This window comes from Amycolatopsis sp. NPDC059027, assembly GCF_042739735.1.
In the GTDB taxonomy this organism is placed as follows: domain Bacteria; phylum Actinomycetota; class Actinomycetes; order Mycobacteriales; family Pseudonocardiaceae; genus Amycolatopsis.
Map to the genome: position 1 here is coordinate 16,938 of NZ_JBHYIK010000032.1, position 26,187 is coordinate 43,124.

Consider the following 26,187-nt stretch of genomic DNA (forward strand, 5'->3'; position numbering starts at 1 on the left):
CGTCAAGGCCACCTTATGGGCGTCGGACGCCCGCAAGGTGGCCTTGACGGCATTTCGGGACTAGTGGGCGGAGCCGCCGTTCGCCTCTTCCTTGGCGAGGCGGTCGCGCTCGCGGCCGAGGGAGCGCTCGATCTCGGCTTCGGCCTCGGAACGGCCGACCCAGGACGAGCCCTCGACGCTCTTGCCGGGCTCCAGGTCCTTGTACACCTCGAAGAAGTGCTGGATCTCCAGCTTGTGGAACTCGTTGAGGTGGTGGATGTCGCGCAGGTGTTCCAGGCGCGGGTCGTTGGTCGGGACCGCGAGGACCTTGTCGTCCGGGCCCTTCTCGTCGGTCATCCGGAACATGCCGATCGCGCGGCAGCGGATCAGGCAGCCGGGGAAGGTCGGCTCCTGCACCAGGACGAGCACGTCCAGCGGGTCACCGTCCTGGCCGAGCGTGTCGTCGATGAAGCCGTAGTCGGCCGGGTACTGGGTCGCCGTGAACAGGGTCCGGTCCAGCTTGATGCGGCCGGTCTTGTGGTCGACCTCGTACTTGTTGCGCTCCCCCTTGGGGATCTCGATCGTGACGTCGAACTCCACGCCGGTCCTCGCTGTTTCCGCTCTCGGCCACCCACGCGTCGGGCGGCCACCGTGCTGACACTTTTGACCTCACTAGTGTGGACTACGCCCGCCAGGGGCGGCCGCACGGATGTCGGCCGCGCGGTCCGGGGTGCTCGACCCGGCCGGGGCAGTCGCGTGAGGAGTGTGTGCGTGCCGCAAAACGACGAGCCGAAGTGGCCTTCCGCTGATGAGGACGGGTCTTCCGGCGACGGTGGCGCGACCGCTCGGTTGCCGCTCCCGAAACCCGATTCCGCCGTCACGGACGCACTTCCCGTGCCCAACGTCACACCGCGGCAGACGAATGTCACACCGGACGACGGGCCCGGTTCGTGGTTCCGGCCCGTGGTGCCGCCGGAACCGCTGGACGTGCCTGCCGCGCAACCGCCGGCCGCGCCTCGCCGTCCGCAGGGGCTCGCCGATCGGCTGGGTCCCGCGTCCGAAGCCGAGCCGCAGCCAAAGCAGGAGTCCGGGCAGCGGAAGCCGGAGGAGAGCACGCAGCAGCTTCCGGTGCGGCCCGCCGCGGCGCCATGGGTCCCGATCGAGCGTGCGGAGCAGCAGCGCGCCGAAAAGCCTGAGCAGCCACAGCAACCGTCGTCGCCGCGAGAGGTGGCGGCGTCCGAGGCGGACACGGTCTGGGCGCAGCGCATCGACGTGCGGAAGCCGCCCGCCGACAACGAGGCCACCGAGTACTTCCGTGGCCTGCCGCCGGAACCGCCCCGTGGTGCCGCGCCACCGCCCGCGTCGTCCGGTGCGCTGGTGCGTCCGATGCGGATCGAGCCCGGCAGGGACCAGTACCCGGCGGAGGCGACGTCCGGGGCCGAGGCACCGCAGGAGCAGCCCGCTCCGACGCCGCCGGAACCGCCTCGCGAGGAGCCTCCGGCCGAGCCCGAGCCGCCGCGTAAACGCCGCCGTGGGCTGCTGATCGGCGCGCTGGTGGTGGTCGTGCTGCTGGTGGCGGCCGGGGTCACGGCGACCCGGCCGAGCATCGCGAACAAGCTCGGCCTGCCGTGGGCGCCGAACGCGCCGAAGGGACAGATGCCCGACCCGGCGGTCGCGAAGGCCGCGTTGCGCGGGCCGGACACCTCGGGCGCGGCGCCGACACCGGAAGGCGTCAAGTCCGCGCTCGCCGGTCCGTCGGGCAACGCCGCGCTGGGCAAGCTGACCGGCAGCGTGATCGACCCGGTGACCGGCACCGTCCTGTGGGACCGCAACTCGGATCAGCTGCTGACCCCGGCCTCGACGACGAAGGTGCTCACCGTGTCGGCGGCGCTGCTGGCGCTGGACCACGAGAAGCAGCTGAGCACGAAGATCGTGCAGGGCGCCGATCCGGGGACGGTGATCCTGGTCGCGGGTGGGGACGTGACACTGACGACGTTGCCGCTCGGCACCGACTCGCCGTTGTACCCCGGCGCGGCGCATGTGGACGATCTCGTCGCGCAGGTCAAGAAGGTCGCGGGCAACAACGTCAAGAAGGTCCAGGTCGACCTGAACGCGTACAAGGGTCCGGCGACCGCGCCCGGCTGGGACCCGTCGGACGCGCCGTCCACGTTCGCCGCTCAGGTCGCGCCGGTGATGGCCGACGGCGGGCGCACGGACCCCAAGAGCGACTCCGCGATGCGCGCGGCGAATCCGGCCACCGCGCTGACCCAGCTCATCGCCCAGAAGCTGAGCGCGAACGCCGGCGGGCCCGCGACCGCGCCCGCAGGGGCGAAGGTGCTCGGCGAGGTCAAGTCGGCGCCGCTGACCGACCTCACCTACGACCTGCTCCAGCTGTCCGACAACGTCCTCGCGGACGCTGTCGCGCGTCAGGTGGCCATCGCGAAGGGGGCCGAGCCATCCTTCGCGGGTGCGGCGGAGGCGACGCTGAAGGTGTTGCAGGAGCACGGTTTCGACACCACGGGCGTGCAACTTTCGGACAACAGCGGGCTTTCCGTGCAGAACAAGATCCCGGCCAGGCTGCTCGCCCAGATCCTCACCCGCGCGGCCGAGCCGGACGGGAAGAACCCGGACACCGCGAAACTGCGGCCCCTGCTGGCCGGCCTGCCCGTCGCCGGCGGCTCCGGCACGCTGGCCGAGCGGTACGGGAAGCCGGATTCGTCGGCGGGCAAGGGCTGGATCCGGGCGAAGACCGGCACGCTCTCCGGGGTCAACACGCTCGCGGGTTACGTCCTCGACGCCGACGGCCGGGTGCTGGTTTTCGCGCTGATGTCCCAGGGCTCGGACGAAAAGCCCGGCCGCGCCGCCCTCGACGTCCTCGCCGCCACCCTCCGCAACTGCGGCTGCCGCTGACCCCGGCCTTACCGGCGAAGAGCATCCCCCACCCTGTACCGCAAAGAGCATCCCCCACCCTCCCGGGGGCACCCCTGCAACCAGCGTATCGCCTCTGGGGCTCGGAAACGGGTGCTCGGCGAATCTGTGGATGGGCGGCGCCATTGTGGACAACTCGGGTGCCGCGGCGGCGAACGGAGCGCTCGGCGTCGCCCGGATGCGGTAGGAGGTTAAGTGGGGGGCGGGGGATGTCGCGAACGCGTCATTCGCGGCGTTGAACGTCCCGAACGACGCGTTCGAGACGTTCAGCGTCCGCAACGCGTCGTTCGCGACGCCGCGAGCATCCCGGCTTCGCGCCGCATGCCCTGGTCGCCCCGGAAGCGATAGCAAAGGTCCCTTGCTCCATCCCGCCCGGAACGCCCACCCCGACCGCACCACCCACACAAGCACCACCCACACGAGCACCGGCACCGGCGCCGGAGGTGACCGGATCGGCAGGAGATCGGTACGGAAGTCGTGGCGGAAAAGCCGCCGCGGACGGGTAGCGTCGAAAGGGTGAGTCAGGAAACCGAGACCCGCCGTCGCCCGATCGTCGACTGGTCCCTCGCCGCCTCGACCGCCGCGTTCCTGGTGCGTGGCGGCCCGCAGGTGCCGCGCGAGGAGGCCGAGGCGGCCGTCACCGACCTTCGCGAGCTGACCGCGGAAGCCGAGGGGCACGTCCGCGAGCTGACCGGGCTCGGGCTCGACCTGCCGCTGCTGCCCGGCGAGGTCGTCGACCGGCCGGGCTGGGTCCGCTCCGCCGCGTCCGGGCTCGACGCGCTCACCGGCCGCGCGCTGCCCGCGGCGCAGGGTGGTCCGCTCGGCCCGATCCTGGCGTCCGGCGCCGGAGTGCAGACCGGGGTGGTGCTCGCTTTCCTCGCCTCCCGGGTCCTCGGCCAGTACGACCCCTTCGGCGGTCCCGAAAAAACGGGGCAGCTCCTGCTCGTCGCCCCCAACGTCGTCGCCGCGCAGCGCGCCATGGACGTGGCCGCGCACGACTTCCGGCTCTGGGTCTGCCTGCACGAGTGCACCCACCGCCTGCAGTTCACCGCCGTTCCCTGGCTGCGCGACTACTTCGCCGACGAGGTCGAGCGGCTCGTCGCGGGCCTGGCGGGCCGGGACGCCGACGGTCTGTCCGATCTGGTCGGCAAGCTGCCCGACGTGATCAAGCAGGCCGGGCGCGGCCGGTTCGGCGGCGGGCTCGTCGATCTCCTGCAGTCCCCGGCCGAACGCGCCGTGCTCGACCGGCTGCTCGCGTTGTCGACGTTGCTCGAAGGCCACGCGGACTACGTGATGGACGCCGTCGGGCCGCGGGTCGTGCCGTCCGTCGACACGATCCGCTCGCGGTTCAGCGCGCGGCGCAAGGGCGGCGGCCCGTTCGACCGGCTGCTGCGCGCACTGCTGGGCATCGACGCGAAGATCCGCCAGTACGAGGAGGGCGCGAAGTTCACCCGGTACGTCGTCGACGAGGTCGGGATGGCCGGGTTCAACGCCGTCTGGACGTCCCCCAACACGCTGCCCACCCGCGCCGAGATCACCGACCCCGCGGCCTGGGTCCGGCGCCTGCACGGGTGAACGGCCCCGGGCAGGCGGTGGCGGAGGTCCGGCTGGCCGTCCGCGATTTCCTCGCCGCCACGCCACTTCCGGCACGGGTCGACGTCGCGGTGTCCGGCGGTGCCGACTCGCTCGCGCTGCTCGAAGCGACCACGCACGCCGCGCATCGGACGGGACAGCGGGTCCGCGCCCTCGTGGTCGATCACGGTCTGCAGGAGAACTCGGCGAAGATCGCCGAGGACGCCGTCACGGTCGCCCGCGAACTGGGCGCCGACGAGGCCGAGATCCTCACCGCGACCGTCAGCGGCCCCGGTGGTCCGGAGGCGGCCGCACGCCGGGCCCGGTACGACGCGCTGCGGCGCGCGATTCCCGCCGACGCGCTCGTCCTGCTCGGCCACACCCTCGACGACCAGGCGGAGACGGTGCTGCTGGGCCTCGGCCGCGGTTCGGGGCCGAGGTCCGTCGCCGGGATGCGCCCGCACGATCCGCCGTGGGGACGGCCGCTGCTCGGCGTCACCCGGGCGACCACGGCGCGGGCCTGTGCCGAGCTCGGCGTCGAACCCTGGCACGACCCGCACAACGCCGACCCGCGGTTCACCCGCGTCCGGCTGCGCACCGAAGCCCTGCCGTTGCTGGAGGACGTCCTCAACGGCGGGGTCGCCGCCGCGCTCGCCCGCACCGCGGCGCAACTGCGCGAAGACACCGAGGCGTTGGACACACTCGCCGACGCGCTGCTGTCCCGTTCGGACACCGGTGACGGCCTCGACGTCACCGTTCTCGCCCCGGAGCCGCCCGCGCTCCGGCGGCGGGTCCTGCGCAGGTGGCTGCTGATCGGCGGGGTCCGCGAACTCACCGACGCGCATCTGCGGGCCGTCGACGCGCTGATCGGCCGCTGGCGCGGACAGGGCGGCGTTTGGCTACCCGGCGACTTGGAGGCACGCCGGGCACATGGCAGGCTCTGCCTGAAACCTCAATCCACCACACGAGGGGAATGACCCGTGTACGAAGGCGAGATCGCCTCCGTGCTCGTCACCGAGCAGCAGATCAAGGACAAGATCGCGGAACTGTCGGCCAAGATCGCCGCCGACTACCCGGCCAACGGAAGCGGGGAACTCCTGCTGGTCGGGGTGCTCAAGGGCGCCGTGATGTTCATGACCGACTTCGCGCGGGCGCTGCCGCTGCCGACGCAGCTGGAGTTCATGGCCGTCTCGTCGTACGGCTCGTCGACCTCCTCCTCGGGGGTGGTTCGCATCCTCAAGGACCTCGACCGCGACATCGCGGGCCGCGACGTCCTGATCGTCGAGGACATCGTCGACTCGGGCCTGACGCTGTCGTGGCTGCTGAAGAACCTGGCGAGCCGCAACCCGGCGTCGCTCGAGGTCGTCTCGCTGCTGCGCAAGCCGGAGGCGGTCAAGGTCGACGTCCCGGTCAAGTACATCGGCTTCGACATCCCGAACGAGTTCGTCGTCGGCTACGGCCTCGACTATGCGGAGCGTTACCGCGACCTTCCTTACATCGGGACGCTGGATCCACACGTCTACACGTCCTGACCTCGTCGTGTGAACGAGGACTTGCCCCTTCTTCGCGGAACTGCTTGCGGTCACGGGCGGTGATGCGGAACCCTGAGCATCGCCATTGCGTCATAGGTGCCGATCTGGTCGGTTAACCTAAGCAAAGAGTCCAGGCCACAGGGCCGACGGTGTCGATGGCGGCCTGCCAGGGGGAACGGAGAGAGGGCAGATGGGCAACAGCAGCTTGGCTGACGCGAACGCGTTCAAGGCAGCGGCGGTGGCTGGTCAGGTGGGGATCGATCCCGACGCGGCCCAGACGGTGCTGAAGAAGATCCGCACCGGCAAGGACGCGGTCGAGGCACTGCTCGCGGGCGCCGGCAGGCTCGCCGAAAAGCCGAAGCTCGGCGCCAACCCGGTCGGCCAGGCGATGGCGGCCAAGTTCGAGCAGCGCGCCGAGGGCGGCAACGACTCCTACGCTGCCGCCCTGCGGAATCTGCTGAGCCAGTACGAGGCCGCCGAGCAGGGCATCGTGCTGGCGATGGCCAAGTACCACGAGATCGACCAGGCCGCCGCCGATCCGTTCCGTCACGCCTGACACCTGAGGGGGAATCCGTAGTCATGGCACCCAAGCACAGCAGTGAAGGCCTGGGCGGCGACTCGTCCTCGCCCGTTCCCACTTCGTCGTCCACCGGGTCCACTGGGTCTTCTACGTCGAAGGTCCCGCTCGGCGACAACTCGGCGTCGCAGGACATCGTCAACGCCGCCCGCGGCCGTTCGGACGGCTTCGAGATCGGCGGTGACCGCGCGATCGGGAGTCCGCCGAACTGGGCGAGCCAGGACAGCGAGAAGCTCCACAGCATGGCGGTCGACGACAACGAGCCCGGTACGGCCGTCGCGATCGGGCACGCCTGGAGCCATCACGGTCGTGAGCTGAGCCAGGCGTCGAACGATCTGTACGCCGCGATCTCCGAACTGGGCGCGGTGTGGGTCGGCGAGGGCGCCGCGTCCGCACAGGGCGCGCTGGTCGCCATCGCGAACTCGGGCTCGCAGGCGTCGGAAGCCGCGCACACGATGGCGGACAGGCTGGCCAAGCAGGCCTCCGCGGCCGAAAAAGTGAAGAACATGCCCAAGGGCCAGAAGCACGACCCGGCGCAGGGTGTGGCCGGTGCGCTCGCCGGTGGCCCCGCCGCGCTGGTCGTCGACCAGAAGGGCCCCGCGGACGCCGCCGGCGACGTCAAGGCCGTCCAGGTCCGGTTCTTCAACGAGTACACCAAGGCGATGAGCGAGGTGGACAGCTCGACCCCGAGCTTCGGCCCCGAATCGCTTGGCATGAAGCCGACCGCGACGCACAACTCGGTCGGTGGCTTCGGCAACGTCGGCGGGATCAACGCCACCACGGTCGGGCACGGCATCAGCGGTAGCGGCACGTCCTTCGGCAGCCACGCCGCCGGCGGTTCCGGCGGGCCGGGCGGGCCTGCTGGGCACGTGCCGGACTCCGGGACGTTCGCGACTTCCGGCTACACCGGCGGCAACGCGCTGGCCAGTGGCGCCGGGGTCGGGGTGGGTGGTGCTCCGGCAGCGCCCGCGACGCCCGCGGTGCCGACAGGCGGCAGCACGGGCAGCGGCGTCGGCCAGGCTCTGGGACTCGGCGCGCTCGGCGGCGGTCTCGGCCTCGCCGGTGGCCGGGCGCTGAGCCAGGGCAGCAAGTCCGGCGCGAAGTCCGAATCGGACACTTCCGCCGCGGCGGCCGAAAACCAGGGTGCCGGGCAGAGCGCGGCCTCGGCCGGCGCTCCGCAGCAGGGCGTCGTCTCGTCGGCGGGCACCATCGGCGGGCAGGCCACGCCGCCGGGGATGAACCCGATGGGCGGTATGGGGGGCATGGGCGGCGCGCACGGTGCGCACGCCGAGCAGGACGAGGAGCACACGCACGCCTCGTTCCTCATCGAGCCCGACCCCGACGACACCTTCGGTGCCAACGAAGCGACCCCGCCGCCGGTCATCGGCGCGTGGTCGGACGAAGACGACCGCTGAGGCCGAGCGGGCGCGCGGGAAACCGCGCGCCCGCCCCGAATCCTGGGAGGGGCTGGTCGATGCCGGCCGCGGAGCTGCTCACGCCGCTCGAACTGGACTTCCTGTGGGAGTCCGCCGCCGTGGGCGAGCTGCCCTACCCGTTGCGCGCGCGTTCCCACGGGGCGACCCTCGACGAACGTGCCGCGCTGCGGCGTCAGACGCTGGACGCACTCGCCCGGCGTGGGCTCGCCGATTACCGCGGTCGCCCGGAGCCCCACCTCGAGGACTACTTCGGCGTGCTCGCCTCGCCGGACCTGAGCCTGGACATCGTTCAGCTGCTCGACCCGAGCGGCGAACCGCTGCTCGCGGTCGCCGGCGCGCTCGGCGGACAGGGGCTGCTCGCCGTGCAGGACGGCCGCGGCCTGCACCTGCAGCCGATCCCGGCCGACGGCCTGGCCAGCGCGATCATCTCGTTGCTGCCCGGCGCACAGCGCGGCACCGAGAAGTCGATCACCGTGCCGCTGGAACAGCTCATCGGCAACTCCGGGGCGGATTTCCTGCAGCGGCGCGGAAACCACGTCGACGCCGACGGCCGCGCGAGCGTCGACGAGGACCGCAAGGCGCTCGCCAGGCTGCACGCCCAGCCCCGGCTGCGCGGCGGCCAGATCGGCGCCAACGCGCGCAGCCGCATCGGCGGCCGGACCAGGACCCCGGTGCTGAGCTGGTTCGACACCGAGACCGGCCGGTACTTCACGCAGGCTTCTCGCGGTCGTGACGGCCGCGACTGGATCACCATCGCCCCCGCCGACCCCGCGACGCTGCGGCGCCGGCTCGGCGAGATGCTGAGTTCGGCCGCGAACGCCACCGCCGCCTCGCTCTGACGCCCGGCGGCCACCGGGTGGAAGGCGTTTCTGGCTGTGCGGTGGCGGCGCTACGCTGTGCGTGAGATCGATAGTGGAGAGTGACGTTGGGGTTCCAGGAGTTCTTTTCGGCGCTGACCTTCGACTTCCTGTGGGAGTCGGCCGAGCTCGGTGAGCTGCCGTATCCGCTGCGCGTCCCGTCCCACGGCGCGACCGAAGACGAGCGTGTCTCGCTGCGTCACCGCGTCGACAACGAGCTGAAGGCCCGCGGTCTCCGTGATTCGCGAGGCAGGCTCGACCCGGACGTCGAGGACACGCTGCACCTGCTCGCCCGCGCGCCGATGACGATCGATGCCCTGCACATCCCGCGGTTCCAGGCGCCGACCGTCGGGCTGCTCGCCGCGGGCGACGGCCGCAAGGGCGTCGTGGCCATCCAGGACGCCGACGGCATCTGGCTGCGGGGCGCCCCGGCCGACGGGCTCGTGTCGACCATCGTCGAGCTGCTGCCCGCGGGCAGGCGCGGCTCCGAAGCCTCGATCACGCTGCCGCTGGACGAGGCGCTGCGCACCGCGCCGATGCGGGTCCCGGTCAGCGCCGCCCCGGCGGAAGAGGCGGAAAAGGGCAAGCGGAGGGAACGCGCGCAGGCACCGAGACGGACATCACTGAGCGAGCGCGTCACAGCCGATCCACGCGAGGCCTACGCCAAGCTGGCCGGCCAGCCCCGGCTGTGCGGCGGTCAGCTCGCAGCGAACAGCCGCTCGCACGTCGGCGCGCGCCAGCGGTCGAGGGTGCTGGCCTGGTTCGACACCGCTACCGGGCGTTATCTGAGCCTGTCACGGGCCGGTACCGACGGGCGGGAGTGGGTGACCGTCGCTCCGGCGGACCCGAAAACACTGCGGACTCGCCTCGGTGAGATGGTCTCCAGCGTGGCGGTCGACACACGCTAGCCTGCCCGCCAGGGAACCCGGGTGCGGCGTGGACCGTTGACCTGGAGGCTCACAGGGGTCGTTCGCCCGGGCGGACGGTACCCTGATGGGACGGGTGTCCAGGCACCACGGCTGTCAAGATCGCATGGCGGGTATCACAGGAGCCGCCCAACCAGGGAGGGTCGAGGCCAGCAGGGCCGAGTCGTATGAACCGGAAGAGCGTGCTCAGGAACCCATTGCTGTGGATCGTCGCAGGGTTGCTGGCGTTGTTCGCATACAACACGATCTTCGACAGCGATCGTGGGTACACCCAGGTGCCCATCTCGGTGGCGAACCAGCAGATCACCCAGAACCACATCAAGGAAGCGAATCTCGAGGACAAGGAGCAGCAGGTCAAGCTGCTGCTGACGCAGAAGATCGACTACGACGGTCAGCAGACCGACCAGATCATCGCGCAGTACCCCTCGGACGCGACCTACGACATCTACAGCAAACTGCTCGCCGCGAAGAACGGTGACGCGCCGATCAAGTTCACCACCAAGGTGACCCAGCAGGGCTTCCTGACCCAGCTGCTGATCTTCGCCATCCCCCTCGCGCTCGTGCTCGGGCTGCTGATGTGGATGATGAACAACGCCCAGGGCGGCGGGAACCGCGTCCTCAACTTCGGCAAGTCGAAGGCCAAGCAGCTCAACAAGGACATGCCGAAGACCACCTTCGGCGACGTCGCGGGCGCGGACGAGGCCGTCGAAGAGCTGTACGAGATCAAGGACTTCCTGCAGAACCCGGCGCGTTACCAGGCACTCGGCGCGAAGATCCCGAAGGGCGTGCTGCTCTACGGGCCGCCCGGTACCGGTAAGACGCTGCTCGCGCGCGCCGTCGCCGGCGAGGCGGGTGTGCCGTTCTACACGATCTCCGGTTCGGACTTCGTCGAGATGTTCGTCGGTGTCGGTGCCTCGCGTGTCCGCGACCTGTTCGAGCAGGCCAAGCAGAACGCGCCGTGCATCATCTTCGTCGACGAGATCGACGCCGTCGGCCGCCAGCGTGGCGCCGGCCTCGGCGGTGGGCACGACGAGCGCGAGCAGACCCTGAACCAGCTGCTCGTCGAGATGGACGGCTTCGACGCCCGCGGCGGCATCATCCTGATCGCGGCCACCAACCGGCCCGACATCCTCGACCCGGCGCTGCTGCGTCCCGGCCGGTTCGACCGGCAGATCCCGGTGTCCGCGCCGGACCTGCGCGGCCGCCGCGCGATCCTCTCCGTGCACTCGAAGGGCAAGCCGATCGCCCAGGGCACCGACCTCGACGCGCTGGCCAAGCGCACGGTCGGCATGTCCGGCGCCGACCTGGCCAACGTGATCAACGAGGCCGCGCTGCTCACCGCCCGGCAGAACGGGCACGTGATCACCGACGCCGCGCTGGAGGAGTCGGTCGACCGCGTCGTCGGCGGCCCCGCGCGCAAGAGCCGGATCATCTCCGAGAAGGAGAAGAAGATCACCGCCTACCACGAGGGCGGGCACGCGCTCGCCGCGTGGGCGATGCCGGACATCGAACCGGTGTACAAGCTGACGATCCTGCCGCGCGGCCGCACCGGCGGGCACGCCCTGCTCGTCCCCGAGGACGACAAGGAGCTGATGACCCGCTCCGAGATGATCGGACGGCTGGTCTTCGCGATGGGTGGCCGCACCGCCGAGGAGCTCGTGTTCCACGAGCCCACCACCGGCGCCTCGTCCGACATCGAGCAGGCGACCAAGATCGCCCGCGCGATGGTCACCGAGTACGGCATGAGCGCCCGCCTCGGCGCGGTCAAGTACGGCCAGGAGCAGGGCGACCCGTTCCTCGGCCGGTCGGCGGGGCGGCAGGCGGACTACTCGCTCGAGGTCGCGCACGAGATCGACGAGGAGGTGCGCAAGCTCATCGAGACCGCGCACACCGAGGCGTGGCACGTGCTCAACACCTACCGCGACGTGCTCGACGACCTCGTCATCGAGCTGCTCGAGAAGGAAACCTTGCAGCGCAAGGATCTCGAGCGGATCTTCGCCACCGTCGAGAAGCGCCCGCACATCACCGTGTTCAACGAGTTCGGTGAGCGGACCCCGTCGGACAAGCCGCCGATCAAGACCCCCGGCGAGCTGGCGATGGAGCGCGGCGAGCCGTGGCCGCCGCCGGAGAAGGAGCCCAAGCCCGCGCCGCAGCCGGAGCCGACCCCGGTCGGCGGTGGTTCCGGTGCCGTCGGCGAGCTGCCCGCGCCGCCGCCGTACCCGGTCACGCCGGACCCGAACGCGAACCCGTACGCCCCGCCGCCGCCCGGTGGCTACGCGAACGGCGGTCGCCCGAATGCCGGACCGAACGGCACCGGTTCCTGGCCCCAGGCATATGGTGGTCAGCAGCCGGGCGGTCCGGCGGGAGGCGGTTACCACCCCGGTGGCCAGGCCGGTGCGCCGGGCGGCCCACCGAACTACGGGGCTCCTCCGGGCTGGACACCGGCGACCTCGCCGGGCGGCCAGCCCGCCCAGCCCTGGCGCCCTGCCGCCGACGACCGCGCGCGCGAGCACGGCTGGTTCGCCGACCCGGCCGGTGGTCAGCAGCAGGACGAGGGGCAGCACCGTCGTGACGCGGATGGACGAGACGACAAGAAGCAGTGACGCCGGCCGCCCGGTCTTCGATCAGGACCGGGCGGAGAAGGCGGTTCGCGAGCTGCTGCTCGCCTGCGGTGAGGACCCGGACCGGGACGGTCTGCTCGACACGCCCGCCCGGGTCGCCCGCGCCTATCACGAGATGTTCGCCGGGCTCTACGCCGATCCCGACTCGGTCCTCGACCGGACCTTCGACGAGGCGCACGAGGAACTCGTCCTCGTCACCGACATCCCGATGTTTTCGACCTGTGAACATCATCTTCTGTCATTCCATGGTGTAGCGCATATCGGTTATATTCCGAATGCTCATGGGAAAGTGACTGGACTGTCCAAATTGGCCAGGCTGGTCGATCTCTACGCCAAACGCCCGCAGGTGCAGGAGCGGCTGACCTCGCAGGTCGCCGACGCGCTGGTGCGCAAGCTGGAGCCGCGCGGGGTGATCGTGGTGATGGAGGCCGAGCACCTGTGCATGGCGATGCGCGGGATCCGCAAGCCCGGTGCCCGCACGACGACGTCGGCGGTGCGAGGGTTGCTGCAGACGTCGGCGACCTCGCGGGCCGAGGCACTCGAACTGATCAAGGGCCGCCGGTGAACACGCTGCCTTCGCCCGGCCGTTGTGCCGTGATGGGCGTTCTCAATGTCACGCCGGATTCGTTCTCCGACGGTGGTCGTTATCTCGATGTCGGGCAGGCGCTCGACCATGCGCGCGAGATGTGGGCGCGCGGGGCCGATCTGATCGACGTCGGCGGCGAGTCGACCCGGCCGGGTGCGTCCCGTGTGGACGCCGAAACCGAGCTTTCCCGGATTCTCCCGGTGATCCGCACGCTCGCGGGTGAAGGCCTCGTGCTGTCCGTGGACACCACGCGTGCGGCGGTGGCCGCGGCGGCGCTCGAAGCGGGGGCGCGGGTGATCAACGACGTGTCGGGCGGGCTCGCCGATCCGGACATGGCGCGGGTCGCGGCCGAGACCGGGGTGCCGTGGGTGCTGATGCACTGGCGCGGGCACAGCAAGGACATGCAGCAGCTCGCGTCCTATCAGGACGTGGTGGCCGAGGTGCGTGCCGAGTTATTGTCCAGAGTGGACGAAGCACTCGCGTCCGGAGTGGACGAAAGCGCGCTCGTGCTCGACCCCGGGCTCGGGTTCGCGAAGGACGCGGAGCACGACTGGGCTTTGTTGCACGGGCTGGACTCGTTGCTGTCACTGGGATTCCCGGTGCTCGTCGGCGCTTCGCGAAAACGTTTTCTCGGACGGCTGCTGTCCGACAAGGACGGTAAGCCGCGCCCGCCGGACGGCCGTGAGGACGCCACCGCGGCGGTGACGGTACTGGCCGCGGCGGCCGGGGCGTGGGGGGTGCGGGTGCACGAGGTCGGCGCGTCACTGGACGCGGTCGCCGTCGCGGCGGCTTGGCAGAGGGGAACGGCGAATGCCTGACCGGATCACGTTGACCGGGTTGCGGGTGTTCGGGCACCACGGGGTGTTCGAGCACGAGAAGCGCGACGGCCAGGAGTTCGTCGTCGACGTCACGGTGTGGCTGGACCTCGGCCCGGCGGCGTCGTCCGACGATCTCACCAAGACGCTGCACTACGGGGAGTTGGCCGAGCTCGCCGCGGGGATCGTCGCGGGCGAGCCGTACGACCTGATCGAGAGCGTCGCGGGCCGGATCGCCGACGAGGTGATCCGCGACGAGCGGCTGGACGCGGTCGAGGTCACCGTGCACAAGCCGTCCGCGCCGATTCCGCTGACGTTCGACGACGTCGCCGTCACCGTCCGGCGGGACCGATGAGCCGCGCGGTCCTCTCGCTCGGTTCGAACCTCGGCGACCGGCTCGGCTTCCTGCGGATGGCGCTCGACGCCGTGCGCCCGGCTCTCGTCGCGGTGTCGGGTGTGTACGAGACGAAACCCTGGGGTGTGGAGGATCAGCCGGACTTCCTCAACGCCGTCTGCCTCGTCGACGACCCCGCGCGGGACCACTGGGACTGGCTGCGCACCGGGCAGGCGGCCGAACGGGCCGCGGAGCGGGTGCGGGAGCAGCGGTGGGGGCCGCGGACGCTCGATGTCGACATAGTGACCGTCGACGACGTGCGCTCGGAGGATCCCGAACTGCTGCTGCCGCACCCCGGTACGCCGGACCGCGCGAGTGTGCTCATCCCGTGGCTGGAGATCGAGCCAGAGGCGGAACTTCCCGGCCGCGGCCCGGTCGCGGAGCTGCTCGCGGCGCTGCCCGAGGCCGACCGCGCCGGTGTCCGGCTCCGCCCCGACCTCGCCCTGGCCTGACAACCTGCTGAAGGACGCTTTCAGTGCGTTGGCCGTGCTGAAGGACGCCTTCAGCACATCGAGTGCACCGAAGGCGTCCTTCAGCACATCGCCGCTGCTGCCATGGGGAACCTCAGGGCATTCCCCCACCCTCCCGGGGGCACCCCTGCAACCAGCGTATCGCGGTTGACCTGGGAAAACCGGGTCCCCGGTGAATCTGTGGACAACGAGGGTGGTTGTGGACAACCCAGCAGGAGACAGCGGTCAGGCGTGGGCGTTGAGCGCCGCGACCAGCCATTGCGCCGGGACGGCCTGGCTCGGGAACGGCGGCCAGTCGTTGATGATCCCCAGTAGCGTCCAGTACCGCTCGGCTCGCGGGTCGGCGCCGGCGGCGATCGTCTCGGCGAGCTTGCGCCGGTACGCCGGATCGGTGGCGTCGCGACCTGCCGGCGCCGACGCCGCGAAGATCTCCTCTGCCAGTTCTCGACCCTCGGCGGATTCCGGCGCGATATCGGCGTCCAGGCACGTCTGGGCGCGGGTGGTCCAGGAGAACCAGTGCTGCTGCTGCGCGTCGCCGATCTGCGGCTGTTCACCGCTCTCACGTTGTTCGGCGTGCCGCAGGCTCATTGCGCGGATCAGCGCCCGGAACTCGGGGTCCTGGATCAGCTCGGCGAACTCGATCCAGGCTTCCAGCTGTTCGGGGCTCGGATCGTCCGGCAGATCGGGCTTGGCGGAACTCATCCGCTCGTAGAACTCCGGATCGACGTCGAGGCCCTCGGAGACCTCCGCCCAGAACTCGTCGACCAGGCGCTTGCGCTCTTCGTCGGACATCGACGCGAGGCGGTTCATCAGTTTCACTTCCTCCAGTTCGGAATCACGCTTCACCACCGCGCGCAGGACCGACCGGCGCAGCCGTAGCCGCCGGATCTGCTCGTCGAGCGCCTCGACGTGCCGGATCGCCAGATCCCGCACGGTCGCCTGCATGCTCAGCGCCTGTTCGACGTCGGCGAGCCCGAGACCGAGTTCGCGCAGCGTCCGGACCAGCTCCAGCCGGGCCAGTGCCTTGGTGTCGTAGAGGCGGTAACCGGCGTCCGTCCGCTCGGTCGGGGGCAACAGGCCTTCGTCCGAGTAGAACCGGATGGTCTTGACCGGCAGGCCGGTACGCCTGGCCAGTTCGCCGATGGTGAAAGTACCCACGGGTCGCATCATGAAGTCTCCAGTCGGTGGAGAGTCAAGCCTCTCATCGCCGACTCGGTACCGTGGAGTCATGCACTTCACCCGGCCACGGGACCTGGTGGTGGCCGGGCTGCTCGGCCTGGTCCTCGTCTACCTCTTGTTCCTGGTTGCCTACGGATCTCTGCCGCAGCTGCCCGCGCTCGCCGGGATCACGTTCGCCGTGCTGGCCGTGATCGAGACCGTGCTGGCGTTCGTCGTCCGGTCCCGTATCCGCAACCGCCGGATACGCTCCGCGATCGGCATCGCACGTTCGGTGGCACTCGCCAAGGCGAGTTCGCTCGCGGGCGCGTTCATGGCGGGAGCGTGGCTGGCGGCGTTCGCCTACGTCTTCCCCAGACGTGACGAACTCGTTGCCGCGGTCGCCGACACCCCGGCCGCGGTGATCGGCGTGGCCTCCTCGGCAGTGCTAGTAGCTGCGGCTTTGTGGTTGGAGCACTGCTGCCGGACGCCGTCGGACAGTGATCGGGAGCACCCCGGACGAACGACCGGTTAACGCCTGAATCGGACCGCTCGAAGTACCGACTAGGTCTCGTTCGGATTACTAGAAGGTACGGTGTCAGGCATGACCGGCGTGGGTGACGACTCGCGCGGCCGCCTACTGGGCAGGCCGTGGCTAGTTGTCGGCTTAGTCCTCGCCATCGGCGCCACCCTCGCGCTCGTGCTCAGCGATGACCTTCGCTACCTCCGGCTCGGCATCGTCGCTGCCCTGTGGGCCGCCCTGATCGGCGGCTTCCTGGCGGTGCGTTACCGCAAGCACGCGGCACACAGCGAGGACGCGGTCGCCGAGGCGCAGGCTGTGTACGAGCTCGAACTCGAGCGGGAGATCGCGGCTCGCCGCGAATACGAGCTGGAGATGGAGGCGGAGGCCAGGGCCACGGCCGACTCGAGGTCCCAGGAGGAACTCGAGGCGCTGCGTTCCGAGGTCCTCGCCCTGCGGGAGAGCCTGCAGGCCCTCTTCGGCGGCGAAGTGCTGCTGGAGCGGGTCGCGCTCACCGCGCAGGCGACCAGGATGCGCTCGCTGCACGACGAGAACCGCCTCGTCACCGGGGGTGACGGCAACGGGAAGCCCGCCCCGGCCCAGCTGCTCGCCGGGACCGGTGGCAACGGCAATCTCAGCGCGACCCTCGACGGCACCGCGAACGGCGCTGGCAACGGCAATGGGAACGGCAATGGGAACGGCGGCCGCAACGGCGCCGGGAAGGGCCGCGGCAAGAAGGCCAAGAAGGCCACCGAGACCGAGCGGCCGACCGAGCTGATCGACCGCGTCAAGGTCCCGATGTCGGAACGTCGTCGCAAGCCCGCCGCCGGAAACGGCGGCGGAAACGGCGACGACGTCCTGCGCACGCAGCAGATTTCCCGCCCCAAGCCCGCCCGCGCCGAGGCGAAGCCCCCGGCCCGTCCGGCACCGCCGGATCCGCTGGCCGACACCGCCGCCGCGCGTGCGGTGAAGGACGCCGAGCTGCGGGCCGAGGCCGCGCGGCGGCAGGCCGCCGCGGCCGGGCGCACGGACACCACACGCATCGAGCAGCAGCGTCCGCCGGAGCCGCAGAAGTCCCGGCCGGCGCCCGCCCGTGCCGAGGCCACGCGCCGTGACGTCCCCCGCTCGGAAGCCTCGCTGCCCGCGGCCGATGTCGTCCGGCCCGCCGAGGTCTCGCAGCCGGGGATGCGTGCGGTGGAAGCCTCCCGGCCGCAGCTGCGGCCGGCGGAGGCGTCGCGGCCGCAGATGCCGCGCGCGGGCGCGCCGCAGGGCCGGTTCGGTCCTCGGCCGAACGCCGAGCAGAGCAATCCGGGCATGCCCCCGGCCGAGCAGCGGCCCGCCCAGGCGGACCTGACCCGGCCCGCGATGTCGCCGTCCGACCGCGGCCGTCCGGCCTCGAGCGTCGCGCCCCCCACGCGTCCGCGTACCGAGCCCGAGACGCCCAAGGAGAACACCGCCGAATGGCAGCCGGGCTGGGCCGCTTCCCGGACGCCGGATCGTGCGGTGTCCGATCTGAGTGCCGCCTTCACGAGCCGCGACGACTTCGCCGAGCGGGTCCGGCCGAACCGGCCGCAGCCACCGGTCGAACCGGCGACGGAGCCGACCCCGGAGCAGCCCCGCGCGGCCCGGCAGCCTTCGCGCACGGATCTGCCGCCGGTCCGTCCCGAGCCGCAGCCACCCGCCGAGCCCGAACAGCGCAAGCCGTCCAAGCTGGAGCAGTTCTCCCGGTCGGATCTTTCGCCGATCCTCGAGACCCCGGCAGCCCGGCACGGTGCGCACCGCACCCCCGCCGAGGAGACGCCCGAGGAGCCGACGACGCCGACCCCGGCTCCGTTGTCCACCACACCGGCCCCGCCGCCTTCGGAACGCGGCCTCGGCCGCACCGGGGGACGCCGCCGTCGTGCGGAAGACGACCAGCCGGCACCGTCCGCCGCCCCCGCTTCGGGTGGGGGTCGTCGCCGACGTCCCGAGGGCGAGCCGCCCGCGTGGGAGGGGCTGGTCGCCGAACGCGCGTCCACCAGCCGCCGCGGGATGCAGCCGGTGAATGGCAGCGCGGCCAACGGCTCCGGCAGTCACCAGGCCGAGCACGACGCCGAGGCCAACGGTTCCGGGTCGCGGGGCCGCCGCTCCGCCGACCACGAAGAGACCGGTACCGGTGGTTCGCACGCGGCGGGCCGCTCGGTCAACGAGCTGCTCGCGGCACACGGTGCCGGCGGTTCGACGCCCCGGCGGCGCCGTCGTGCCGAGGACTGACCTCGTGCGTGGCGTTCGGGTGTGCGGACCCGCCCCGGCACGATGTGCGTAGGGTGACCCGCTGTGAGCGGACCACCCTCCACGGCGACGACTCTCGACCGCGGGCGCAGGCCACGACGGATCACCGTCCTGCTGCCCGTGCTCGGGCTCATCGCCGTCGCCCTGTGCGGCCTGTTCCTGTTCGGCCTCGCCACGGCCCGTGTCGGCGTGCTCGCGGTGGGGATCGGCACCCTCGCGGCGCTCGTGCCGGTCGCGGTGGTCGTGGCCACGTTCCTGTGGGTCGACCGCTGGGAGCCCGAACCAGCGAAGCTGCTGCTGCTCGCCTTCGCCTGGGGCGCCTGTGTGGCGGCGATCGCCGCGCTGCTCATCAACAGCACCGCGGAGGCCGTCGGTGACCTGCTGCTGGGCAGCGGTCAGGGCAGCACGTTCAGCGCGGTGGTCTCCGCGCCGATCGTCGAGGAGGCGTTGAAGGGCGCCTTCGTGCTGCTCGTCCTGTGGCGGCGCACCAGCGAGTTCGACGGCGTTGTCGACGGTGTCGTCTACGCCGGGTTCAGCGCGGCCGGCTTCGCCTTCATGGAGAACATCTACTACTTCGGCCGCGCGTTCGCCGACCACGGTTTCGGGAACGGCCAGAACGCCGGGGTGCTCGCCGCCTTCTTCCTGCGTGGTGTCCTGTCGCCGTTCACGCATCCGCTGTTCGCGGTGCTCACCGGCATCGGTATCGGGGTGGCGGCGATCACCGCGAGCAAGGTGATGCGGATCGTGGCGCCACTGGGTGGTTACGTGGCGGCCGTGTGCCTGCACGCGCTGTGGAACGGCGCCGCGCTGATCGGCGGGTCGAAGACGTTCCTCACCGTGTACTTCCTGATCATGGTCCCGCTGTTCATCGGGGTCTTCTACCTCGTGGTGCTGCAGCGACGCCGGGAGCAGCGGATCGTCGCCGCCGCGCTGCCCAAGATGGTCGCGAACCGCTGGATCGCGCCCTCGGAGGTCGACCTGCTCGCGAGCCTCCCCGGACGCCGGGACTGGCGGCGCCAGGCACGGCGCGAGTCCGGCAAACGGGCCGCCAAGGCGGTCGGGCTCTACCAGGCCAGTGTGACCGAATTGGCCTTTCTGTACCGTCGTGGGCTGCGCACGGAGGACGACCGGGAGCGCCAGGCCGAGCTGCTGGCGACGTTGAAAGCGGCCCGCGCCGAGGCCGTCCGCCTCGCGGAGACCGCCCGCTCAGGGTGACCCGGTCCGGGTGAAGCTTGTCACCTGAGACCCGTGCTCCGGGCGGATCGGGGCTACTCTCGCCGCGTCGTCTGGTACCCGTGCGAAGAAAACGGGACTGGAACGAGCAAAGGGAGACAGCCATGAGCGTCCACGGGTGTACGCCATGATGAGGCCCGCCCGACTCGCGGTGGGCGTCGTGTCCGCCGGCCGGGTGGGCAGTGTGCTCGGTGCCGCGCTGGCCAGGGCAGGACACACCGTGGTCGCGGCGTCGGGACTGTCCGCCGCTTCGCTGGCCCGGGCCGAACGCCTGCTGCCGGACGTGCCGCTGCTGCCCCCGGACGAGGTCGTGCGGCGCGCGGATCTCGTGGTGCTCGCGCTGCCCGACGACGCGCTGGCAGGCATGGTGCGCGGACTGGTCGCCACCGGATCGCTCCGGCAGGGCCAGATCGTGGTGCACACCTCGGGAGCGCACGGTGTCGAGGTGCTCGGACCCGCCGCCGAAGCGGGCGTGCTGCCACTGGCCCTGCATCCGGTGATGACGTTCACCGGCCGGTCAGAGGATCTCGAGCGGCTGGCCGCGTGCAGCGTCGGGATCACCGCGATGGGGGCGGACGAGGCCGCGTGGAACGTCGGCGAGGCGCTCGCCGTCGAGATGGGCGCGGAGCCGGTGCGGGTGCCGGAATCCGCGCGTGCGCTGTATCACGCCGCGCTCGCGCACGGTGCGAACCACCTGATGACGCTGGTCGCCGACTGCGCGGAACTGTTGCGTGCGGCCGGAATCGGCCAGTCCGAGCGACTCGTCGCACCGTTGTTGTCGGCGGCATTGGATAATGTGCTGCGGCACGGGGATCGCGCACTGACCGGTCCGGTCGCCCGTGGTGACCTCGGTACCGTCCGCAGGCATCTGGCCGTGCTCACCGAGCAGGCACCCGAGGTCGCTCCGGCCTACCGCGCGCTCGCCAGGCGCACGGTCGCGCGCTCGGAAACCGCCGGGCTGCTGGACGGCGCCGCGGCCGCCGAGCTCACCGACCTTCTCGACGATCCCGCCGAAGGGCAGCAGATCCAGTGACCACACCGAAATTCACCCGCGGCAGGCTGAACACGTTCCAGCCGCCCGAGCACGTCAGTCAGGTCACCGGCGCGTTGCGCGCGGTGGGCCGCAAGGTCTCCTTCGTGCCGACGATGGGGGCGCTGCACGCCGGGCACCGCGAGTTGCTGCGCCGCGCCAAGCGGATCCCGAACGCCGTCGTGGCGGCGTCGATCTTCGTGAACCCGCTGCAGTTCGGCGAGGGCGAGGACTTCGACGCCTACCCCCGTCCGCTCGAGGACGATCTGAGCACGCTCGAAGAGGCGGGCGCCGAAATCGCGTTCGTACCGAAGGCGTCGGATCTCTATCCTGAGGGCGCGACGGTGACCGTCCATCCCGGACAGCTCGGCGACGAGCTGGAGGGCGCGTCCCGGCCGGGGCATTTCGCCGGCGTGCTCACGGTCGTGGCGAAGTTGTTCAACCTGGTACGTCCGGATTACGCGTTCTTCGGGGAGAAGGACTACCAGCAGCTGGTGCTGATCAAGCGCATGGTGGCGGATCTGAACATCCCCACGCGCGTGATCGGGGTCCCGACCGTGCGTGAACGGGACGGACTCGCGTTGTCCTCGCGCAACGTGTATCTCACGCCGGAACAGCGTGCGGACGCGATGGCGCTGTCGGCCGCCCTCACCGCGGGGGCGTTCGTCGGGCGCGAGGGCGCCGAAGCGGTGCTCGACGCCGCGAACCGGACACTGGCCGCGCGACCCGCGGTCGATGTCGACTATCTGGAGTTGAGGGGAACCGACCTCGGGCCCGCGCCCGTCGACGGAGAAGCACGGTTGCTGGTCGCCGCCCGGGTAGGGAGCACCCGGCTGATCGACAACGTTCCGGTGCTGCTCGGCAAGGCCGCCGAGCATCCGGAAGCAGCCGAGTTGGACGCAGGGGAATAGGGAGAGTCCACGATGTACCGGACGATGCTGAAATCGAAGATCCATCGGGTCACGGTGACCCAGGCCGACCTGCACTACGTGGGTTCGGTGACCGTCGACGAGGACCTGATGGAGGCCGCCGATCTGCTGCCGGGCGAGCAGGTGTCCATTGTGGACATCACGAACGGCGCGCGGCTGGAGACCTACGTCATCAAGGGGGAACGCGGCAGCGGCGTGCTGGGGATCAACGGTGCCGCCGCGCATCTGGTGCACCCCGGTGACCTGGTCATCCTGATCTCCTACGGGCAGATGGAGAATGCGGAGGCCGCCGCGTACCAGCCGAGGATCGTGTTCGTCGACGCGGACAACCGGATCGTCGAACGCGGTACGGACGCCGGTCACGCGCCGGAGGGTTCCGGCCTGCTCAGCGGCACCGTGACGTTGCCGGAGGAGGACACCATCGCGTTCCCGGTGGCCGAGACCGCCGACGCGCGCCGCCTCGACGCGTTGCTGCACGCGGAGAGCTGAACCACCTCCAGGGACGGCGGCGTCGCCGAGTAAAGGAACAACTTCGTGCTGCTCGTGGTCGACGTCGGCAACACCAACATCGTGCTGGGCCTGTACTCGGGCGAGGAACTCGTCGGCGACTGGCGGATGCGGACCGACGCGCACATCACCGCCGACGAGCTCGCGCTGACCATGCGGGGTCTGCTCGGCTCGTACGCCGACGCGATCACCGGGATCAGCGCGCTGTCGACGGTGCCCGCCGTGTTGCGTGAGCTGCGGGTGATGCTGGCGCGCTACTACCCGCGGCTGCCGAAGATCGTCGTCGAGCCCGGTGTCCGCACCGGTGTCGCGCTGCTGGTGGACAACCCGAAGGAGGTGGGCGCGGACCGGCTGGTCAACACGCTGGCCGCGCACCATCTGCACAACACCGCGTGCGTGGTGGTCGACTTCGGTACTTCGACCAATGTGGACGCGATCTCGGCGAAGGGCGAGTTCCTCGGCGGCGCGTTCGCGCCCGGCATCGAGATCTCGGTCGACGCACTGGCCGCCCGCGCCGCCGCGCTGCGCAAGGTCGAACTCGTGCCACCGCGGTCGGTGATCGGCAAGAACACCGTGGAATGCCTGCAGTCCGGCATTCTCTACGGTTTCGCGGGCCAGGTCGACGGCCTCGTCCGGCGGATCGTGCGCGAGCTGTCGCCGGACGGGGCGGCGCCGGTCGCCGTGCTCGGGACCGGCGGGCTCGCCCCGTTGGTGCTCAGCGAATCGGAGACGATCACCGAGCACGTCCCCGATCTCACCCTGCTCGGCCTCCGCCTCGTCTACGAACGCAACGCACGCAAGTCCTAGCTCGATCCGGTTCCGGCTGCGGGGTGGACGAGCGCCCCAATGAGGTTTTCTCGGTAGGTGCGGGGGTGCGGCTTTGCTGGTGGGCGCTTTCCCGGGGGCTTGGTGGTGCGGTGAAGGCGGCCTTCACGGCGTGCGGCGGGGTTCGGGGATGTGTCGCGAACGCTCCGTTCGGGACGTTCATCGTCGGCATCGGAGCGTTCGCGACATCGGGCGAATGGTGTCGGCGTGCGCAGGGAAGTCCGAGGGACGCCCTTGTCACATCCCAGACCAGCGCACCGAAGGCGTCCTCCAGCACCTTCGGCAGCACACACGGCCCCAGAATCCTTAGCGAGAAAACCCCCAATTTTGTGTAGTGTGTGGTGTGCGCACAAAAAACAAAATGTGGGGGCATTGGGTGCGTGACGCACCCAATGCCACATTGGGGCGTTTGTGCCAGGGGAGATGGTGGGCGCGAGTCAATGGGCGTCGCGGCCGCCGCCGTGCCGGGCCAGCCTGCGGCGTTCGAGCAGGTAGCCGAGGCCGGTGAGGGCCAGCGCGGGAAAGGCGATCTTCGCCTGCGGGAAGCGAGCGGTGCCCGGCGGATCGACGGCCTTGCTGCCCGGGTACGCGAGCGCCGAAATCTGTGTCAGCCAGTACAGGGACGCCAGCGTCGCACCGGTGTCCAGGCTCGTGCGGGCCGAGCCCGGCGCGCGCCACAGCTGGTACAGGCTGCCAAGGCCGAGTGCGAGTCCCAGGCTCATCGTCTGTCCGTTGTGGAATTTGGCGTGGGGCGGCCAGGCCGGGTTGTGCACATGGGTGTCGTTCCAGTCGGCCTTGTAGGGGCCGACGGCGGTCGCCAGTGAGGTGACCGAGATCAGCACCCTGCCGAGGCCACGGCCGCGCAGACGCGGTACTCGCATGAGGTTTCCCCTTCGTCGATGGGTTTCCCTCAGTCTCGACGGTCGAGTTAACTGGAGGTCAAGGTCTCTGGTGCAGGAGTTTCAGTGCAGGAGTTTCAGCCCGACGACGCCCGCCACGATCAGCACGAGACACGAGATACGGGCGACGCCGACCGGGTCGCCGAGCGCCACCATGCCGTAGATCGCGGTGCCGATCGCGCCGATGCCGACCCAGACGGCGTACCCGGTGCCGAGCGGGATCTCGCGGAGCGCGTAGGCGAGCCCGCACATGCTGAGTACGAGCGCGACCCCGAACGTGATGCTGGGGGCGAGTTTCGAGAAGCCCTTCGAGGCGCCGAGCGCGGCGGCCCAGACGGTCTCGAGGAAACCGGACAGGACAAGGACAAGCCAGGACATGGTCGGAACCCTTCGCAGTGATGGTCACTGCGTCGTCTTGTCCTGACCGGGTACGACGCTCTCGTCCGGGGCCGTCCCCGAGCGGGGGGCCACTTCCGACGGTAGCACCGGCCGCGCCCGCCGCCTGGTGATTTCGGTCGCCATCCCGCGGCAATGCCGAATACGTTTCGCATTGCGTCGGCTGCAATCAGCGACGTTCGGCGACGATCAGCACTCGGCGGGTCATCAGATCCAGCGTGATCCGCTGTTGCTTCAGGTTCGCGACGATCTTGTCGGGCTCTCCTCCGCTTTCCCCTGCCAGTGCGTCGACCGCCTCGAGCATCAATTCGTTGATCCGGATCTGCCGTTCTCGCCATGCATCGGTCTCGTCGTAGGCGCGGACGTCGAAACCCGCGGCTTCGAGCAGCGGCCGGTGATCCGGTACCTGTGGCGGCATATTCACGGGCTGACCATGAAAATCCCAGGTCGTGGCCACCAACCGGCCGCCGGGAACGAGGATCCGGGCCAGTTCGGCGAGCGCGACCGCTTTGTCGGGAGCGAACAACAACGAGTCCGCGCTCATCACGGCGTTCACGGATGTGGACGGCAAGCCCGTTTCGGCGAAGCTGCCGAACCGGAATTCCGCCCGATCGGACCTGCCCAGCGTCTCGGCTCGCCGTCGCGCCGAGTCCAGTGCGGTCTCCGCTATGTCGATTCCGATCAGCGACGTATTCCGCTGCGCGGAAACCCACAGGCCGGGACCGCCGCGTCCGCAGCCGATGTCGGCGATTGTGTCACCCGCCGATACCTGTGTATCCGCTGTGAATCTCCGCAGATCCGTTTTGGTGACGAAGCTGTACACATCCAGGTCCGCCGGATATTCGTCGCCCAGCACCTCGGTGTGGACCCGTGCCATGACCGCCGACGACGGCGCGCCGTACACCGCGGTGAACACTGCCGCCCAGTCGATCCGATCCATCGAGGTCATCGCCGCCTCGCGCGGAAAACGGACGTGATGATCGGCAGGTCGAACTCGCCGTGGCCGGTCTCCGGATTCGACTCCAGGAAAGCTCGAGCCGCGCTCAACATGGTGTTCGCCTCCTCGGGGGACGCGACGAGCATATGCGAATGCGTGGCCACGGTTTCCACGAGACTTTCTGCGGTGCGCCGCTGGGAGTGCCGGAAAATCTCCCGTTCGAACGGGTCGAAGGCTCGATGCGTGGGCACCTCGCCGGGGTTGTCGAGCCATACCCGGCTGACCCCGGTCCTGGTCAGTTCACGGAACTCGGCGACCCATGGCACGGATTCGTCGTCGTGGTTCCACAGGGCCACGACTACTCCACCCGGCCGAATCACCCGCGCCATTTCGGCGAGCGCCGCGTCGGCGTCGAACCAATGAAAGGCCTGCCCGATGACGACCGCGTCGGCGGAACCATCGGGCAGCGGGATGTTTTCCGCGGTCCCGGTCATCGCGGTGACCTCGGGCAACAACCGGGAGAACTCGGCCAGCATGTCCGGATCCGGTTCGACCGCGGTGACCAGCGACCCGAGTTCGAGCAGACCGATACTCACCTTGCCGGTGCCCGCGGCGAGATCCACGATCCGCAGGGGTGCCGGGGTGGCCCCGGAAAGGCCCCAGGACAATGCTTTCCGCGGGTAGCCGGGGCGATGCCGGGCGTATGCGGCCGCGCGAGAGCCGAACGACGCGGCCCGCCTGGCCCGCAGTTCCTGATCGGGATCAGCTGCCGGTTCGTTCACCAGCCCAGGT

26 protein-coding genes and 1 riboswitch are annotated in these 26,187 nt (G+C 70.5%); of the genes, 20 read left to right on the forward strand and 6 right to left on the reverse strand.

The window, feature by feature from the left end; translation table 11 throughout:
- Positions 1-60: 60 nt before the first annotated feature.
- The gene (locus ACFWY9_RS22560; RefSeq protein ID WP_378328984.1) at positions 61-579 is read right to left on the reverse strand and encodes an inorganic diphosphatase; all 519 of its coding nucleotides are present in this window, start codon (positions 577-579) and stop codon (positions 61-63) included.
- 171 nt (positions 580-750) lie between these two features.
- On the opposite strand from ACFWY9_RS22560, the gene dacB reads away from it, so the two are divergent.
- The 13 genes from dacB (at position 751) to folK (ending at position 14,675) form a co-directional block, all read left to right on the forward strand.
- A complete protein-coding gene (gene dacB / locus ACFWY9_RS22565; protein WP_378339835.1) occupies positions 751-2,889 on the forward strand; it encodes a D-alanyl-D-alanine carboxypeptidase/D-alanyl-D-alanine-endopeptidase in 2,139 nt (712 codons plus the stop codon).
- Between the two features lie 567 nt (positions 2,890-3,456).
- On the forward strand, positions 3,457-4,482 hold the full coding sequence (locus tag ACFWY9_RS22570; protein WP_378329058.1) for a zinc-dependent metalloprotease: 1,026 nt from the start codon (positions 3,457-3,459) through the stop codon (positions 4,480-4,482).
- Positions 4,479-5,456 carry a tRNA lysidine(34) synthetase TilS gene (gene tilS / locus ACFWY9_RS22575; protein WP_378328986.1) on the forward strand — a complete coding sequence of 326 codons (978 nt, stop codon included), beginning with the start codon at positions 4,479-4,481 and terminating at the stop codon, positions 5,454-5,456. The genes ACFWY9_RS22570 and tilS overlap by 4 nt, the downstream gene beginning before the upstream one ends.
- 3 nt (positions 5,457-5,459) lie before the next feature.
- Positions 5,460-6,011, forward strand: coding sequence for a hypoxanthine phosphoribosyltransferase (hpt, locus tag ACFWY9_RS22580; RefSeq protein ID WP_345406546.1), 552 nt, complete (start codon positions 5,460-5,462; stop codon positions 6,009-6,011).
- 190 nt (positions 6,012-6,201) lie between these two features.
- Positions 6,202-6,567, forward strand: a complete 366-nt coding sequence (locus tag ACFWY9_RS22585) for a hypothetical protein (protein WP_378328987.1) — start codon at positions 6,202-6,204, stop codon at positions 6,565-6,567.
- Between the two features lie 23 nt (positions 6,568-6,590).
- Complete coding sequence (locus ACFWY9_RS22590) at positions 6,591-8,003, forward strand: hypothetical protein (RefSeq protein WP_378339836.1); 1,413 nt, start codon at positions 6,591-6,593, stop codon at positions 8,001-8,003.
- Between the two features lie 59 nt (positions 8,004-8,062).
- Positions 8,063-8,863 carry an ESX secretion-associated protein EspG gene (locus ACFWY9_RS22595; RefSeq protein ID WP_378339837.1) on the forward strand — a complete coding sequence of 267 codons (801 nt, stop codon included), beginning with the start codon at positions 8,063-8,065 and terminating at the stop codon, positions 8,861-8,863.
- 86 nt (positions 8,864-8,949) lie between these two features.
- Positions 8,950-9,789: an ESX secretion-associated protein EspG gene (locus tag ACFWY9_RS22600; protein ID WP_378339838.1), complete on the forward strand. Its 840-nt coding sequence runs from the start codon at positions 8,950-8,952 to the stop codon at positions 9,787-9,789.
- Positions 9,790-9,974: 185 nt separating this feature from the next.
- Positions 9,975-12,410, forward strand: coding sequence for an ATP-dependent zinc metalloprotease FtsH (gene ftsH, locus ACFWY9_RS22605; RefSeq protein WP_378328990.1), 2,436 nt, complete (start codon positions 9,975-9,977; stop codon positions 12,408-12,410).
- Entirely contained in the window at positions 12,385-12,993 is a 609-nt protein-coding gene (folE, locus tag ACFWY9_RS22610) for a GTP cyclohydrolase I FolE (protein WP_378328991.1), read from the forward strand. Before ftsH ends, folE begins: the two co-directional genes overlap by 26 nt.
- 32 nt (positions 12,994-13,025) lie before the next feature.
- Complete coding sequence (folP, locus tag ACFWY9_RS22615) at positions 13,026-13,832, forward strand: dihydropteroate synthase (protein WP_378328992.1); 807 nt, start codon at positions 13,026-13,028, stop codon at positions 13,830-13,832.
- Complete coding sequence (gene folB / locus ACFWY9_RS22620) at positions 13,825-14,184, forward strand: dihydroneopterin aldolase (RefSeq protein ID WP_378328993.1); 360 nt, start codon at positions 13,825-13,827, stop codon at positions 14,182-14,184. Before folP ends, folB begins: the two co-directional genes overlap by 8 nt.
- Positions 14,181-14,675: a 2-amino-4-hydroxy-6-hydroxymethyldihydropteridine diphosphokinase gene (folK, locus tag ACFWY9_RS22625; RefSeq protein ID WP_378339839.1), complete on the forward strand. Its 495-nt coding sequence runs from the start codon at positions 14,181-14,183 to the stop codon at positions 14,673-14,675. The genes folB and folK overlap by 4 nt, the downstream gene beginning before the upstream one ends.
- A gap of 243 nt (positions 14,676-14,918) precedes the next feature.
- Here folK and ACFWY9_RS22630 read toward each other — a convergent pair whose 3' ends face one another.
- The gene (locus tag ACFWY9_RS22630) at positions 14,919-15,860 is read right to left on the reverse strand and encodes a MerR family transcriptional regulator (RefSeq protein WP_378339878.1); all 942 of its coding nucleotides are present in this window, start codon (positions 15,858-15,860) and stop codon (positions 14,919-14,921) included.
- A gap of 61 nt (positions 15,861-15,921) precedes the next feature.
- Here ACFWY9_RS22630 and ACFWY9_RS22635 point away from each other — a divergent pair, with 61 nt between their 5' ends.
- From ACFWY9_RS22635 to ACFWY9_RS22665, 7 genes are all read left to right on the forward strand, one after another.
- On the forward strand, positions 15,922-16,383 hold the full coding sequence (locus ACFWY9_RS22635) for a DUF3180 domain-containing protein (RefSeq protein WP_378328995.1): 462 nt from the start codon (positions 15,922-15,924) through the stop codon (positions 16,381-16,383).
- A 69-nt stretch (positions 16,384-16,452) separates the two neighbouring features.
- On the forward strand, positions 16,453-18,621 hold the full coding sequence (locus ACFWY9_RS22640; RefSeq protein ID WP_378339840.1) for a DUF6779 domain-containing protein: 2,169 nt from the start codon (positions 16,453-16,455) through the stop codon (positions 18,619-18,621).
- Between the two features lie 63 nt (positions 18,622-18,684).
- On the forward strand, positions 18,685-19,854 hold the full coding sequence (locus tag ACFWY9_RS22645) for a PrsW family intramembrane metalloprotease (RefSeq protein WP_378339841.1): 1,170 nt from the start codon (positions 18,685-18,687) through the stop codon (positions 19,852-19,854).
- Positions 19,855-19,990: 136 nt separating this feature from the next.
- Positions 19,991-20,905 carry a Rossmann-like and DUF2520 domain-containing protein gene (locus tag ACFWY9_RS22650; protein WP_378328998.1) on the forward strand — a complete coding sequence of 305 codons (915 nt, stop codon included), beginning with the start codon at positions 19,991-19,993 and terminating at the stop codon, positions 20,903-20,905.
- Positions 20,902-21,813 carry a pantoate--beta-alanine ligase gene (gene panC / locus ACFWY9_RS22655; RefSeq protein ID WP_378339842.1) on the forward strand — a complete coding sequence of 304 codons (912 nt, stop codon included), beginning with the start codon at positions 20,902-20,904 and terminating at the stop codon, positions 21,811-21,813. The genes ACFWY9_RS22650 and panC overlap by 4 nt, the downstream gene beginning before the upstream one ends.
- 12 nt (positions 21,814-21,825) lie before the next feature.
- Positions 21,826-22,320, forward strand: coding sequence for an aspartate 1-decarboxylase (panD, locus tag ACFWY9_RS22660; protein WP_378329000.1), 495 nt, complete (start codon positions 21,826-21,828; stop codon positions 22,318-22,320).
- A gap of 45 nt (positions 22,321-22,365) precedes the next feature.
- Positions 22,366-23,145, forward strand: coding sequence for a type III pantothenate kinase (locus tag ACFWY9_RS22665; protein ID WP_378329001.1), 780 nt, complete (start codon positions 22,366-22,368; stop codon positions 23,143-23,145).
- Between the two features lie 455 nt (positions 23,146-23,600).
- Here the strand turns inward: ACFWY9_RS22665 and ACFWY9_RS22670 are convergent, their stop codons facing one another.
- The 4 genes from ACFWY9_RS22670 to ACFWY9_RS22685 form a co-directional block, all read right to left on the reverse strand.
- A complete protein-coding gene (locus ACFWY9_RS22670; protein WP_378339843.1) occupies positions 23,601-24,044 on the reverse strand; it encodes a DUF6640 family protein in 444 nt (147 codons plus the stop codon).
- A gap of 81 nt (positions 24,045-24,125) precedes the next feature.
- Positions 24,126-24,440 (reverse strand): DMT family transporter, encoded by a 315-nt coding sequence (locus ACFWY9_RS22675; protein WP_378329003.1) that lies wholly within the window; start codon positions 24,438-24,440, stop codon positions 24,126-24,128.
- 26 nt (positions 24,441-24,466) lie between these two features.
- Positions 24,467-24,535, reverse strand: a riboswitch (guanidine-III (ykkC-III) riboswitch).
- Positions 24,536-24,627: 92 nt separating this feature from the next.
- Positions 24,628-25,407: a class I SAM-dependent methyltransferase gene (locus ACFWY9_RS22680; RefSeq protein WP_378339844.1), complete on the reverse strand. Its 780-nt coding sequence runs from the start codon at positions 25,405-25,407 to the stop codon at positions 24,628-24,630.
- Positions 25,404-26,177: a class I SAM-dependent methyltransferase gene (locus ACFWY9_RS22685; RefSeq protein ID WP_378339845.1), complete on the reverse strand. Its 774-nt coding sequence runs from the start codon at positions 26,175-26,177 to the stop codon at positions 25,404-25,406. Before ACFWY9_RS22685 ends, ACFWY9_RS22680 begins: the two co-directional genes overlap by 4 nt.
- Positions 26,178-26,187 lie beyond the last annotated feature (10 nt).

Coding starts and splice junctions, on each gene's coding strand:
- ACFWY9_RS22635 (WP_378328995.1), top strand. CDS start 15,922: ATGCACTTCACCCGGCCACGGGACCTGGTGGTGGCCGGGCTGCTCGGC.
- ftsH (WP_378328990.1), top strand. CDS start 9,975: ATGAACCGGAAGAGCGTGCTCAGGAACCCATTGCTGTGGATCGTCGCA.
- folE (WP_378328991.1), top strand. CDS start 12,385: ATGGACGAGACGACAAGAAGCAGTGACGCCGGCCGCCCGGTCTTCGAT.
- ACFWY9_RS22585 (WP_378328987.1), top strand. CDS start 6,202: ATGGGCAACAGCAGCTTGGCTGACGCGAACGCGTTCAAGGCAGCGGCG.
- ACFWY9_RS22630 (WP_378339878.1), bottom strand. CDS start 15,860: ATGCGACCCGTGGGTACTTTCACCATCGGCGAACTGGCCAGGCGTACC.
- ACFWY9_RS22680 (WP_378339844.1), bottom strand. CDS start 25,407: ATGACCTCGATGGATCGGATCGACTGGGCGGCAGTGTTCACCGCGGTG.
- ACFWY9_RS22590 (WP_378339836.1), top strand. CDS start 6,591: ATGGCACCCAAGCACAGCAGTGAAGGCCTGGGCGGCGACTCGTCCTCG.
- ACFWY9_RS22640 (WP_378339840.1), top strand. CDS start 16,453: ATGACCGGCGTGGGTGACGACTCGCGCGGCCGCCTACTGGGCAGGCCG.
- panD (WP_378329000.1), top strand. CDS start 21,826: ATGTACCGGACGATGCTGAAATCGAAGATCCATCGGGTCACGGTGACC.
- folP (WP_378328992.1), top strand. CDS start 13,026: ATGGGCGTTCTCAATGTCACGCCGGATTCGTTCTCCGACGGTGGTCGT.
- ACFWY9_RS22595 (WP_378339837.1), top strand. CDS start 8,063: ATGCCGGCCGCGGAGCTGCTCACGCCGCTCGAACTGGACTTCCTGTGG.
- folB (WP_378328993.1), top strand. CDS start 13,825: ATGCCTGACCGGATCACGTTGACCGGGTTGCGGGTGTTCGGGCACCAC.
- ACFWY9_RS22675 (WP_378329003.1), bottom strand. CDS start 24,440: ATGTCCTGGCTTGTCCTTGTCCTGTCCGGTTTCCTCGAGACCGTCTGG.
- ACFWY9_RS22670 (WP_378339843.1), bottom strand. CDS start 24,044: ATGCGAGTACCGCGTCTGCGCGGCCGTGGCCTCGGCAGGGTGCTGATC.
- folK (WP_378339839.1), top strand. CDS start 14,181: ATGAGCCGCGCGGTCCTCTCGCTCGGTTCGAACCTCGGCGACCGGCTC.